Consider the following 12,810-nt stretch of genomic DNA (forward strand, 5'->3'; position numbering starts at 1 on the left):
CGTCGAGCTGTGTCGGCGAAGGTGCCCGTGGATCTTCCCAGGGAGCGGCCCGGCGGTCCACGGTGGGCGTCCCGGCCACCTGGCGAGACGGCTCTGTGGGCATCCGTTAGATGTGCGTAGCATCGGTCTCCGCATGAACACGATGACGTTGTGGCACATCACCGGCTGGGAGTTCGCGGCGCTCGCCGCCGCGGCTCTGCTGGTCGGCTTCTCCAAGACGGCCGTCAGCGGCGCCAACACGGTCAGCCTCGCGATCTTCGCGGCGATCCTGCCCGCCCGCGCCTCCACGGGCGTCCTGCTGCCGATCCTGATCGCCGGCGACGTCCTGGCCGTCCTCACCTACCGGCGGCACGCCCACTGGCCCACGCTGTGGCGGCTGTTCCCGGCGGTCGCGGCCGGCGTGGTCTTCGGGACGGTCTTCCTGGTGTGGGCCGACGACGGGATCGTCCGGACGTCGATCGGCGCGATCCTGCTGTTCATGGCGGGCGTCACGGTGTGGCGCCGCCGCACGGCCGAGGCGGCGGACGAACCCGACGCGGTGGTCACCCGGTCCGGCCGGATCAAGGCCCGCTCCTACGGCGTCCTCGGCGGCTTCACCACGATGGTCGCCAACGCGGGCGGCCCGGTGATGTCGATGTACCTGCTCTCGGCGGGCTTCCGCAAGCTCGGCTTCCTCGGCACCTCCGCGTTCTTCTTCCTGATCGTCAACGTCGCGAAGGTGCCGTTCAGCGCGGGCCTCGGTCTGATCGACGGCAACTCGCTGCTCCTGGACGCCGCGCTCGTGGCGTTCGTCGTCCCCGGCGCGCTGCTCGGCAAGTGGGCGGTGCACCGCATCAACCAGCGGCTGTTCGAACAGCTGGTGATCGCGGCGACGGTGGTCGGCGGCCTGCAGCTGCTGCTGAGGTAGCCGCATGACCCGGCATGTCCTGGTGCTCGGCGGCACCACAGAGGCGCGAGAACTCGCCGCGGCGCTCACCGCGCTGCCCGGCGTCCGCGTCACCACCTCGCTCGCGGGCCGCGTGACCCGGCCCGGGGCGGTCGCCGGGGACGTACGCGTCGGCGGCTTCGGCGGCGCGGACGGCCTCGCGGACTGGCTGCGCGAGCAGCGGGCGGACGCGGTCGTGGACGCCACGCATCCCTTCGCCGCCGGCATCACCGCGAACGCGGCGCGCGCCGCGGCGGCGACCGGCCTGCCGCTGGTCGTGCTGCGCCGCCCGGGCTGGCGCCCGGACGCCGGGGACCGATGGCACGAGGTCGCCTCGCTGCCCGCGGCGGCCGAGCTGCTGCCACGCGTGGGCCGCAGGGTCCTGCTGACGACGGGCCGGCTGGGCCTCGCGGCCTTCGCCCGCCTCGACGGGCTGCACTTCGTCGTACGGTCCGTGGAGCCGCCCGCGGCGCCGCTGCCGTCGGACGTCCGACTGGTCCTGGCCCGTGGCCCGTTCACCGTCGCCGACGAACTGACACTGCTGCGCGAGCACCGCATCGACGTCGTCGTCACCAAGGACAGCGGGGGAGCGGCGACGGCGGCGAAACTTCACGCGGCGCGCGAACTCGGGCTGCCGGTGGTGGTCGTGCGGCGGCCGCCGCTGCCGCAGGGCGTGACGGTGGTGCCGGACGTGGGGGGCGTGCTGGAGCGGCTGGGGCTCGGCTGACCGGTGGCGCGTCCGCGCGAGCGGCTCTCAGGGCGCGTCGACCGCCGGCTCCGCCGGCCGCCCGCGCTGGGGCAGGCGGTCGTCGAGGTCCTCGACCAGGAGTCGCTTGGAGATGGTGTCGACCGCTGCCCGCAGGTCGCTGCCGGACGGGCGGCCGATGTCCTGTGCGACGCGGTCCTCCAGCCATCTGCCCCATTCCTCGGTGATCACCCGGGCTTCGCGGGCGCCCGCCTCCGTGTGGCTGAGGAGGGAGCCGTGGCGGGTCACATAGCCCTCGTCGACCATGCGGTCGAACACCGGCAGCAGCACCTCCGGCGGCATGTGGCGGCGGGCCGAGATCAGGCCGAGGCTGGCGTGGCCGACCATCCGGGTGAACAGCTCGACCTGCATCACCGCCCAGGCGCCGGCCACGTCGAGGCGGGTGTCGGACTGCTCGAAGAGGCGGCGCGCGGTGTTCGGGTCCGCCTGGCCGATGATCTTCGCGACGGAGGCCTCCAGGACCCGTCGGGAGTCCGCGCCGGACGGCTGGCCGAAGCCCTCGCCCATGTCGGTGGAGCCCATCCGCGCACTGTCGCGCAGCTGGACCTGCTTGAGGAACAGCGCGACGACGAAGCCGACGGCCGCCACCGGCACGGTCCACAGGAACACCGTCTCGATGGTGTCCGCGTAGGCCTGGATGATCGGGGCGGCGACGTCGGAGGGCAGGTCGTGCAGGCCCTCCGGGCTGGTCGCCGCCCTGGCGATGGTCGCGGTGTCGACGCTGCCCGCGGCCGCCGAAGCGGCGGACCCGATGCCGTCCTTCAGGTTCGGCGTCAGCGAGTTGGTGTAGAGGGTGCCGAAGACGGCCGTGCCGAAGGAGCTGCCGAGGGTGCGGAAGAAGGTGACGCCGGAGGTGGCGGTGCCGAGGTCGGCGTACTCGACGGTGTTCTGCACGGCGATCGTCAGCACCTGCATGCTCAGGCCGATGCCGGTGCCGAGGACGAACATGTACAGCGACTCCAGCCACGCGCTCGTGCCGGGGCCCATGAGGGACATCAGATACAGGCCGACGCCCATCACCAGCGAGCCGACGATCGGGAAGAGGCGGTACCGCCCGGTCCTGCTCACCACGTTGCCGCTGAAGATCGACGCGATGAGCAGACCGAGCACCATCGGCAGGGTGCGCACGCCGGAGACCGTGGCCGAGTCGCCGTCGACGTACTGGAGGTAGGTCGGCAGGTAGGTCAACGCGCCGAGCATCGCGAAGCCGACGATGAAACTGAGGATCGAGCAGACCGTGAAGACAGGGTTGGCGAACAGCCGCATCGGGAGCATCGGCTGCGCGGCCCGGGTCTCGACCACGCAGAACAGGGCGAGGGCGATCGCACCGCCGACGAACAGGCCGATGACGACGCCCGAACCCCATGCGTACTCGTTGCCGCCCCAGCTCGTCGCCAGGATCAGCGCGCTCGCGCCGACCGCGACCAGCGCGATGCCCAGGTAGTCGATGGCCGGCCGGACCGCCGACTTCACCACCGGGATGGTGCGGGCGGCCGCGAAGACGACGAGGATCGCGAGGGGCACGTTGACGTAGAACGCCCACCGCCAGGACAGGTGATCCGTGAACAGCCCGCCCAGCAGCGGTCCGACGACGGTCGCCACGCCGAACACGGCGCCGATCGCGCCCTGGTACTTGCCCCGCTCGCGCAGCGGGATGACGTCGGCGATGAGCGCCATCGCCGTCACCATCAGCCCGCCCGCGCCGACGCCCTGGAGCGCCCGCCAGGCGATCAGCAGCGTCATGTCGGTCGCCAGGCCGCACAGGAACGAGCCCGTGATGAAGACGATCGCCGAGATCTGGAAGACCACCTTGCGGCCGAACAGGTCGCCGAACTTGCCGACCAGCACGGTCGCGACGGTCTCCGCGAGGAGGTACGACGTGACCACCCAGGACATGTGCGCGGCCCCGCCGAGGTCCGACACGATGGTCGGCAGCGCCGTGCCCACGATCGTCTGGTCCAGCGCCGCGAGCAGCATCCCCAGCACGATGGTCCCGAAGACGATGTTCCGGCGGCGCGGATCCAGGACGGGGGGCTGGGCGGTGGCCGGGGCGATTTCCTCGGTGGCGGTCACGAGGTCACGATCACACCGGCCCGCCGTCCCTGCACGTGGGGCGGGCCGCCCGGGGCAACCCGGCGGGCGGGCCGGCCGGCCGGCGCTACTCCTGGCCCGGGTTGCGACGCAGCAGATACGTGTCCATGATCCAGCCCTTGCGCTCACGGGCCTCGGCGCGCAGCCGCTCGATACGCGGACCGGCCTCGGCGATCGGACCGGAGACGAGGATCTCGTCCGGGGTGCCTATGTAGGCGCCCCAGTAGATGTCGACGTCGTCCTCGGCGTACTGCCGGAACGTCTGGTGGGCGTCCAGCATCACCACCACGTCGTCCACCCCCTCCGGGAAGCCCTCCGCGAGGCGCCGGCCGGTGGTGATCTGCACCGGCCGCGCCACCCGGTTCAGACCGGTGCGGTGCCGGGCGACGAGCGCCGAGACACTGCTGATCCCGGGCACGACGTCGTACTCGAAGGCCACCGTGCCGCGGTCCAGCACCTCCTTCAGGATGCCCAGCGTGCTGTCGTACAGCGCCGGGTCGCCCCACACCAGGAACGCGCCGCTCTCGTCCTCGCCGAGCTCCTCGGCGATCAGCCGCTCGTAGATCTCCGCGCGGGCGCTGCGCCAGTCGCCGACGGCCGGGGAGTAGGCAGCGCCGCCGGCCCGGCGGTCCCGCTCCGGATCCCGGGCCTCGACCACCCGGTAGGAGCCGTGCGGTATGTGCGTGTCCAGCAGGTCGTGACGCAGCCGTGTCAGGTCGCTCTTCACCTCGCCCTTGTCCAGGACGAAGAACACGTCCGTGCTCCGCAGCGCCCGGACCGCCTGGAGGGTGAGCTGCTCGGGGTCGCCCGCGCCGATGCCGATGACATGAATCTTTCGCACGCCCCGAGTCTGCCGTACGCCACTGACAGTGACCGTGCCGGGTCAGCGCAGCCGTGGAGCCCGCGCCCGCGCGTCGACCGCCTCGCCCGTCCGCTCCACGGTGTCCGCCAGCTCATGCGCCCAGCGGACCAGCCCGGCGAGATCCATGCCGTGCGGCCGCCCCCGCTCCGGTCCCGCGTCCGCCTCCCACTCCGCCACGGCCCCGGCGCCCCGCCGCAGCAACCGCACCCCGCCCGTGAGGTTCCCCCGGGCCGCGTGCGTCAGCCCCACCGCGAGCTGGGCGAGCCCCCGCCACAGGGCGCGCTCCGCCTCGGGGCCGGACTTCCAGGCGTCCTCGAAGACCTCGTGCGCGTGGAACGGCTTTCCGGCGTCCAGCAGGGCCTGCGCCTCGGCGACGCTCTCCTGCGGCGTGCGCACCACGCCCTCGGGCTGTCGCTCCACCCCGGCCGCGCCGTACGGCAGCGGCCGGCCCAGTCCGTCCCGCGGCCGTGCGTTGCGCGCCCGCCCCTCGCCGTCCCGGTCCCGCGTCGTGTCCATACGGCGATTGTCCCGCGCTCCGGTCGCCTTCGGCGCAGCGCCCGGCGTGGGGTAAAGTGCTGTTCGCGCGATCACACGGACACGCCGTGTACAGCGCATCGGGACGTGGCGCAGCTTGGTAGCGCACTTGACTGGGGGTCAAGGGGTCGCAGGTTCAAATCCTGTCGTCCCGACCAGCTTTCTTCAGCGGGTCGGTAGCCGCCTTCTCAACTTTGAGAAGGCGGTCTTTTTCGTTGTGCGGGCCTTGCGCTGAAGTGCACTTCAAGTTGAAGACTCCCCTTCGGGCCGGAGCGGACGGACCGACGCCGGCCGAACGGGAGGATCCATCATGAAGTACCGCACCATAGGCACCGACCCGGCCACCCGCCGCGAGGTCAGCGTGCTCGCGCTCGGGGCGATGTGGTTCGGGTCGGCGACCGACGAGGACACGTCCTTCGCGATTCTCGACCGGTACGTCGAGGCCGGCGGGAACTTCGTCGACACGTCCGACAACTACGCCTTCTGGACCGACGGCGGCCAGGGCGGACAGAGCGAGGAACTGCTCGGCCGGTGGCGGCGCAGCCGGGGCGTCGGCGACGAGATCGTCTTCGCGACCAAGCTCGGCGCCCGCCCGCTGGCCCCCGGCACCAGCTACACGGACAACCCGGAGGGGCTCTCGGCGAAGGTGATCCGCGAGTCCGCGGCACGCAGCCGGGACCGGCTCGGCGTCGAGAAGCTGGATCTGCTCTACGCCCACATCGACGACCACACCGTCCCGCAGCGCGAGACCGTCGAGGGCTTCGCCGAGCTCGTCGCCGAGGGCACGGTCGGGCTGCTCGGGGCGAGCAACCAGGCCATGTGGCGGGTGGAGCGGGCCCGTGCCCTGGCCGCCGCGGCCGGCCTGCCCGGCTACGAGGTGCTCCAGTACCAGCACAGCCATCTGCGCCCGCGCGCCGACATCCCCGACGACCTCTTCCCGGACGGCAGCCTCGGCCACGCCGGCCCCGAACTCCTCGGCTACCTGCGCGCCGAGCCCGGCCTCACCCTGGTCGCCTACTCGCCGCTGCTCAAGGGCGCCTACACCCGCGAGGACCGGCCGCTGCCGCCGGCCTACGACCACCCGGGCACCCCGGCCCGGCTCGCCGTACTGCGGGAGGTCGCCCGGGAGACCGGCGTGAGCGTCAACCAGGTCGTGCTGGCCTGGCAGTTGGGCGGGGAGCTGCCGATCGTCCCGCTGGCCGGGGCGTCGTCGGTGGCGCAACTGGAGGAGAACCTGGCCGCCGTCGACCTGGAGCTGACGGAGGATCAGCGCGCGCGGCTGGACTCGGTGCACTGACGACGTGCGAGTGACCGGCTGGTAACCGGGGACTACGCTGGGATCATGCCGTCCCCCCGCCGTACCGCCAGACAGGCGGACCTGCTGGAACGACTCGTCGCGCTGCTGACGGCGGAGGGGTTCGCGGACCTCACGCTCGACGACCTCGCCGAGCGGCTGCGCTGCTCGAAGACCACGCTCTACCAGCTCGCCCGCAGCAAACAGGGGCTGGTCGTGGAGGCGGTCAAGCACTACTTCCGAGGGGCCACCGAGGCCGTCGAGAAGCGGGTGGCGCAGACGGTCGACCCCTCGGACCGGGTCCGGGCGTACCTGACCGCCGTGGCCGAACAGCTGCGCCCGCTCTCGCGCCGGTTCCTCGACGACGTGGCGGACTTCCCGCCCGCCCGCGAGGTGTACGAGGCCAACACCCGGATGGCCGCGGAGCGGGTGCGCCGGCTGATCGCCGAGGGCGTCTCGGGCGGTGCCTTCCGAGAGGTGAACACCGCGTTCGTCGGCGAGGTCGCCGCCGCGACCATGCGCCAGATCCAGCAGGGCGAGCTCCAGGCGCGCACCGGACTGACCGACGCCGAGGCCTACGAACAGCTCGCCTCGCTGATCGTGCACGCCGTCTCGCCCTGAAGTCCTGAAGTCCGGACGTCCTGACGTCCTGACGTCATGAAGTCCGGACTGCATGACGTCCTGACGTCCTGACGTCCGGAAACCTGGCTTGTTCGCGTTCCTGCCGCGCGCGCCGTGGCCGTACTGTGGATGATACGTTCGTACGCACCCCAGTATCATTTCCAGTATCATTTCCAGCACTACTCCGTGGAGGTCGCCATGCCTGCCACCCGCGCCCTGCCGACCGAGGAGGCCGTCGAGCTCATCCAGCTCACGCGCACCCTCGCCGCCAAGGAACTCGCACCCCGGGTCGCCGACGCGGAGGCGGACGGAGCGTTCCCCCGGGACGTCTTCCGCACGCTCGGGCGCAGCGGCCTGCTCGGTCTGCCCTTCGCCGAGCGGGACGGCGGGGCGGACCAGCCCTACGAGGTCTACCTCCAGGTGCTGGAGGAGGTCGCGGCCGTCTGGTCGAGCGTCGCCGTGGGCATCTCCGTGCACGCCCTGTCCTGCTTCCCGCTCGCCCGCTTCGGCACCGACGAGCAGCGGCGCAGGTGGCTGCCGGACATGCTGAGCGGTGAGCTGCTCGGCGCGTACTGCCTGTCGGAGCCGCACGCCGGCTCCGACCCGGCGGCCATGCTCACGCGCGCGGTGCGCGAAGGCGACGAGTACGTGCTGAACGGGACCAAGGCCTGGACCACGCACGGGGGCTGTGCCGACTTCTACACGGTCATGGCCCGTACCTCCGACGACCGCAGCCGTGGCATCTCCTGCTTCCTCGTCCCGGCCGACGCCCCGGGGCTCAGCGCCGACCCGCCGGAGCGGAAGATGGGTCTGACGGGCTCGGCGACCGCGACCATGCGCCTGGAGGACGTGCGGGTGCCCGTGGAGCGCCGGATAGGGGAGGAGGGGCAGGGGCTGAAGATCGCGCTCGCCTCCCTCGACCACGGCCGGCTCGGCATCGCCGCCGTGGCCTGCGGCCTCGCGCAGGGCGCTCTCGACCACGCGGTGCGTTATGCCCGCGAGCGGGAGACCTTCGGCAAGCCGATCATCGAGCACCAGGGGCTGGCGTTCGTGCTCGCCGACATGAGCGCCGCGATCGAGTCGGCCCGCGCCAGCGCGCTGTCCGCCGCCCGGTTGAAGGACCTCGGCCTGCCCTTCACACGGGAGGCGTCGATCGCCAAACTCGTGGCCACGGACAATGCCATGAAGGTGACCACGGACGCCGTGCAGGTCCTCGGGGGGTACGGGTACACCCGTGACTTCCCCGTGGAGCGCTATATGCGCGAGGCCAAGGTCATGCAGATCTTCGAAGGAACCAACCAGATCCAGCGCATGATCATCTCCCGTGCGCTGGACCGTGACGAGGGCGGTGTGCTCACCGTCCTCGGCAAGGAGTGATGATGCAGCTCGCCCACACCGCCGCCCTCGTCACCGGCGGTGCGTCCGGCCTCGGCGCGGCCACCGCGAAGGCGCTCGCCGGGCGCGGCGCCCAGGTCTTCGCCCTCGACCTCAAGGACGGCATCGACAAGGCGCCCGAGGTCGACGGCGTCACCTACGTCCCCGCCGACGTCACCGACCCCGAGCAGGTGCGCGCCGCCGTCGCGACCGCGGCGGGGTCCGGCGTTCCGCTGCGGACGGTCGTCAACTGCGCCGGCATCGGCCCGTCGGCGCGGATCCTCGGCAAGAAGGGCGTCCACGACCTGGGTCTGTACGCCAAGGTGATCCAGATCAACCTGATCGGCACCTTCAACGTGCTGGCGCTCGCCTCGGAGGCCATCGCCGAGACCGAGGCCGACGAGAACGGCCAGCGGGGCGTCATCGTCAACACCGCCTCCGTCGCCGCCTACGACGGTCAGGTCGGCCAGGCCGCCTACTCCTCCTCCAAGGGCGGCGTCGTCGGCCTGACCCTGCCCGCCGCCCGCGACCTCGCGCAGTACGGCATCCGGGTGTGCACCATCGCCCCGGGCATCGTCGAGACGCCCATGCTGGCCACGGTGTCGGAGGAGTTCCGCGCCTCGCTCGCGGCCGGCGTGCCCTTCCCGCGCCGGCTGGCCCGGCCCGAGGAGTACGCCGACCTGGCGCTGGCGATCGTCGACCACGACTACCTCAACGGCGAGACCGTCCGCATGGACGGCGCGCTGCGGATGGCCCCGCGATGAGTCTTCGAGGGCTCAGGGTCTGACCAGGAGCTGGAAGTCGAACGCGTAGCGGGACGCGCGGTAGATGTGCGTCCCGTACTCGACCGGGCGGCCGGTGTCGTCGTACGCCGTGCGTTGCATGGTCAGCACGGCCGCCCCCTCCTGTTCCGCGAGGAGAGCGGCCTCCTCGACGGTGGCGGAGCGGGCGCCGATGGTCTGGCGGGCGCTGTGCAGCGTGATGCCCGCCGAGCGCAGCATCCGGTACAGGCCGGTCGACTCCAGGCGGTCCGTGTCGAGGTCCAGGAGCGCCGGGGGCAGGTAGTTGCACAGGAACGCCACCGGCTGTCCGTGAGTGGCCCGCAGCCGTTCCAGGAGCGTGACCTCGCTGCCCTCCGAGATGCCGAGCGAGGCCGCGACGTCGGCGGGCGCCGGCACGCGTTCGTTGCGCAGGACATGCGTGGTCGGTCCCTGGCCGGCCGACTCCAGGTCGTCGTAGAGGCTGCTCAGTTCCAGCGGCCGTTTCACCTGGCTGTGCACGACCTGGGTGCCGACTCCCCGGCGGCGCACCAGCAGGCCCTTGTCGACCAGTGACTGGATGGCCTGGCGGACCGTCGGACGGGACAGCCCGAGGCGGGTCGACAGGTCGATCTCGTTGCCCAGGAGGTTGCCCGGGGCCAGCGCCCCCTGCTCGATCGCCGCCTCCAGCTGCTGGGCGAGCTGGTAGTAGAGCGGTACGGGGCTCGTGCGGTCCAGCGCGAAGTGCAGCGCGTCGAGCGCGGAGCCGGGCACGGCGCGGGTGCGGTCGCCGGTCTTGGCCATCGGGGCGCCTCCTCGGTTCGGTGGGGTCGTGATCAGGTCGGTGAGTGGGCCGACGCGCCGATTTGAGAGACTCCTTCGGTGGTCGGGGGTGTGGCGTCTCCCAGGTGTAGGTCCCGAGGGCTCGCACTGTCAAGACTTTGTTCTTACATTCGGACCTGCTTGTGAAATGATGTCTTAACAAAGTATTGACAGTGAGCTCGCCAAGGGATTGGATCCGGTCCCATCAGTGCACGGGCCCGGTCCAAGACAACCGAACAGTCGCGGACCTGGCTCCATGGCCCCAATCTGAAGTGAAACGGGCCCCGGATCCTCGTGATCGCCTCTCCCCTTCCCCGTCGTTTCCCCCCGTCGCACAGTGAGGTGCAGGAAAGATGGAAAGCTCTCCCTTCCGCTCGCGCAGAATCGCCCCGATCGTGGCCATGGCCGCGGCGGCGGCCCTGACCCTCGCGGGCTGTTCCAGCGGCTCTGGTGGCAAGAAGGCCGAGGAGAGCGCGGACGGCGCTTCCGCGGGCAAGGCGAGTACCCCTCAGATGACCGTCGCGCTGGTGACCCACCAGTCTCCCGGCGACACCTTCTGGGACATCGTCCGCAAGGGCGCCGAGGCCGCCGCGGCGAAGGACAACGTCAAGCTGGTCTACTCCGCCGACCCGAGCGCGGGCGGCCAGGCCAACCTGGTGCAGAACGCGATCGACCAGAAGGTCGACGGCATCGCGGTCACCCTCGCCAAGCCGGACGCGCTGAAGGACGTCATAGCCAAGGCGAAGACCGCGAAGATACCGGTGGTCGGCCTCAACTCCGGTGTGAGCGACTGGCAGAAGCTCGGTCTGTTGGAGTTCTTCGGCCAGGACGAGACGGTGGCGGGCGAGGCGCTCGGCAAGCGGCTGAACACGGCCGGCGCCAAGAAGGCCGTCTGTGTCATCCAGGAGCAGGGCAACATCGGTCTCACCCAGCGCTGTGACGGTGTGAAGAAGACGTTCACCGGATCCACCGAGGTGCTCTACGTCAACGGCACCGACATGCCGTCGGTGAAGTCGACGATCACCGCCAAGCTGACCCAGGACAAGGCCATCGACTACGTCGTCACGCTCGGCGCCCCCTTCGCCCTGACGGCGGGTCAGTCGGTGACCGACGCGGGCAGCAAGGCCAAGGTCGCCACCTTCGACCTCAACAAGGACCTGACCACCGCCATCAGCAAGGGCACGGTCGAGTTCGCCGTCGACCAGCAGCCCTACCTCCAGGGCTACCTCGCGATCGACTCGCTCTGGCTGTACAAGAACAACGGCAACTACATGGGCGGCGGCGAGGCCCCGGTGCTGACCGGCCCCGCCTTCGTCGACAAGACGAACGTCGACGCGGTGGCGGCGTTCGCCGCGAAGGGCACCAGGTGATGAGTATGGCCCAGCATGCCGAGCCGGCGGTGACCACACCGCCGGCCTCCGGCCCGCAGAAGACCGACTGCCGGACCGCGCAACGCCCGCTCGCACTACGTCTGTTGGCCCGTCCCGAAGTCGGCGTGTTCCTCGGCGCCGTCGCGGTGTACGTGTTCTTCCTGATCTCCGCGCCGCCGGTGCGCGAGGGCAGCTCGATGGCCAACATCCTGTACCAGTCGTCGACGATCGGGATCATGGCCCTGCCCGTCGCGCTGCTGATGATCGGCGGGGAGTTCGACCTGTCCGCCGGCGTCGCCGTGATCACCTCGGCGCTCACCGCGAGCATGCTCGCCTACCAGCTCAGCATGAACGTGTGGGTGGGCGTGATCGTCGCCCTGATCGTGTCGCTGGCGATCGGTTTCCTCAACGGCTGGATGGTCGTCAAGACCGGTCTGCCCAGCTTCCTGATCACCCTGGGCACCTTCCTGATCCTCCAGGGCGTCAACCTCGCGGTGACCAAGCTGGTCACCACCAACGTGGCCACCGACGACATCAGCGACATGGACGGCTTCGGCCAGGCGAAGAAGGTCTTCGCCTCGTCCTTCGAGGTCGGCGGCGTCCAGGTGAAGATCACCATCGTGTACTGGCTGGTCTTCGCGGCGCTGGCCACCTGGGTGCTGCTGCGCACGAAGTACGGCAACTGGATCTTCGCGGTCGGCGGCAACCAGGACAGTGCCCGGGCGGTCGGCGTGCCCGTGAGGTTCACGAAGATCTCGCTGTTCATGCTGGTCGGCTTCGGCGCCTGGTTCGTCGGCATGCACCAGCTGTTCACCTTCAACACCGTGCAGTCCGGCGAGGGCGTCGGCCAGGAACTGATCTACATCTCGGCGGCGGTGATCGGCGGCTGTCTGCTGACCGGCGGCGCCGGCAGCGCGATCGGCCCGGTCTTCGGCGCGTTCATGTTCGGCATGGTGCAGCAGGGCATCGTCTACGCCGGCTGGAACCCCGACTGGTTCAAGGCCTTCCTCGGCGTCATGCTCCTGGGCGCCGTCCTGATCAATCTGTGGGTCAGCCGCACGGCGACCCGGAGGTGACCCCCATGACATCCAGCAAGAAGACCGGCACCCACGGGGCCGTCATCGCGGACACCGCTCCCGAGAGCGCGGACGGGGCGATCGTCGAACTCCGCAACGCGGGCAAGGCGTACGGCAACATCCGCGCGCTGCACGGGGTGAGCCTGACCGTGCACCCGGGGAAGGTGACCTGCGTCCTGGGCGACAACGGCGCGGGCAAGTCGACCCTCATCAAGATCATCTCGGGGCTGCACCAGCACACCGAGGGCGAGTTCCTCGTCGACGGCGCGCCGGTGCGCTTCAGCACCCCGCGCGAGGCCCTCGACAAGGGCATCGCC

13 protein-coding genes and 1 tRNA gene are annotated in these 12,810 nt (G+C 70.9%); 10 read left to right on the forward strand and 4 right to left on the reverse strand.

All coding sequences use genetic code 11. The annotated features are described in order from the left end of the window. Positions 1–133: 133 nt before the first annotated feature. Complete coding sequence (locus AB0J04_RS02410) at positions 134–907, forward strand: sulfite exporter TauE/SafE family protein (RefSeq protein WP_363166493.1); 774 nt, start codon at positions 134–136, stop codon at positions 905–907. A 4-nt stretch (positions 908–911) separates the two neighbouring features. Next, positions 912–1,652 (forward strand): cobalt-precorrin-6A reductase, encoded by a 741-nt coding sequence (locus AB0J04_RS02415; protein ID WP_363166494.1) that lies wholly within the window; start codon positions 912–914, stop codon positions 1,650–1,652. 27 nt (positions 1,653–1,679) lie between these two features. Here AB0J04_RS02415 and AB0J04_RS02420 read toward each other — a convergent pair whose 3' ends face one another. From AB0J04_RS02420 to AB0J04_RS02430, 3 genes are all read right to left on the reverse strand, one after another. After that, positions 1,680–3,764, reverse strand: coding sequence for an MDR family MFS transporter (locus AB0J04_RS02420; RefSeq protein WP_363166495.1), 2,085 nt, complete (start codon positions 3,762–3,764; stop codon positions 1,680–1,682). A gap of 85 nt (positions 3,765–3,849) precedes the next feature. Further along, on the reverse strand, positions 3,850–4,623 hold the full coding sequence (gene cobF, locus AB0J04_RS02425) for a precorrin-6A synthase (deacetylating) (protein ID WP_363166496.1): 774 nt from the start codon (positions 4,621–4,623) through the stop codon (positions 3,850–3,852). 42 nt (positions 4,624–4,665) lie between these two features. Continuing rightward, positions 4,666–5,160 (reverse strand): DUF309 domain-containing protein, encoded by a 495-nt coding sequence (locus tag AB0J04_RS02430; protein ID WP_363166497.1) that lies wholly within the window; start codon positions 5,158–5,160, stop codon positions 4,666–4,668. Between the two features lie 99 nt (positions 5,161–5,259). On the opposite strand from AB0J04_RS02430, the gene AB0J04_RS02435 reads away from it, so the two are divergent. From AB0J04_RS02435 to AB0J04_RS02455, 5 genes are all read left to right on the forward strand, one after another. After that, positions 5,260–5,336: transfer RNA gene (locus AB0J04_RS02435), tRNA-Pro, on the forward strand. A gap of 152 nt (positions 5,337–5,488) precedes the next feature. Continuing rightward, positions 5,489–6,475, forward strand: a complete 987-nt coding sequence (locus AB0J04_RS02440; protein WP_363166498.1) for an aldo/keto reductase — start codon at positions 5,489–5,491, stop codon at positions 6,473–6,475. Positions 6,476–6,520: 45 nt separating this feature from the next. After that, positions 6,521–7,093: a TetR/AcrR family transcriptional regulator gene (locus AB0J04_RS02445; RefSeq protein ID WP_363166499.1), complete on the forward strand. Its 573-nt coding sequence runs from the start codon at positions 6,521–6,523 to the stop codon at positions 7,091–7,093. Between the two features lie 198 nt (positions 7,094–7,291). Then, positions 7,292–8,470, forward strand: coding sequence for an acyl-CoA dehydrogenase family protein (locus tag AB0J04_RS02450; protein WP_363166500.1), 1,179 nt, complete (start codon positions 7,292–7,294; stop codon positions 8,468–8,470). Between the two features lie 2 nt (positions 8,471–8,472). Further along, positions 8,473–9,231 carry an SDR family NAD(P)-dependent oxidoreductase gene (locus AB0J04_RS02455; RefSeq protein WP_363166501.1) on the forward strand — a complete coding sequence of 253 codons (759 nt, stop codon included), beginning with the start codon at positions 8,473–8,475 and terminating at the stop codon, positions 9,229–9,231. 12 nt (positions 9,232–9,243) lie between these two features. Here the strand turns inward: AB0J04_RS02455 and AB0J04_RS02460 are convergent, their stop codons facing one another. Beyond that, entirely contained in the window at positions 9,244–10,029 is a 786-nt protein-coding gene (locus AB0J04_RS02460; protein ID WP_363166502.1) for a GntR family transcriptional regulator, read from the reverse strand. 371 nt (positions 10,030–10,400) lie between these two features. On the opposite strand from AB0J04_RS02460, the gene AB0J04_RS02465 reads away from it, so the two are divergent. The 3 genes from AB0J04_RS02465 to AB0J04_RS02475 form a co-directional block, all read left to right on the forward strand. Next, on the forward strand, positions 10,401–11,417 hold the full coding sequence (locus AB0J04_RS02465; protein WP_363166503.1) for a sugar ABC transporter substrate-binding protein: 1,017 nt from the start codon (positions 10,401–10,403) through the stop codon (positions 11,415–11,417). Next, entirely contained in the window at positions 11,417–12,493 is a 1,077-nt protein-coding gene (locus AB0J04_RS02470) for an ABC transporter permease (RefSeq protein WP_363166504.1), read from the forward strand. Before AB0J04_RS02465 ends, AB0J04_RS02470 begins: the two co-directional genes overlap by 1 nt. Positions 12,494–12,498: 5 nt before the next feature. Further along, positions 12,499–12,810, forward strand: a 312-nt coding sequence (locus tag AB0J04_RS02475; RefSeq protein WP_363166505.1) for an ATP-binding cassette domain-containing protein, incomplete at its 3' end; no start/stop codon positions are given.

Source organism: Streptomyces sp. NPDC050263 (assembly GCF_040655955.1).
Taxonomy (GTDB): domain Bacteria; phylum Actinomycetota; class Actinomycetes; order Streptomycetales; family Streptomycetaceae; genus Streptomyces.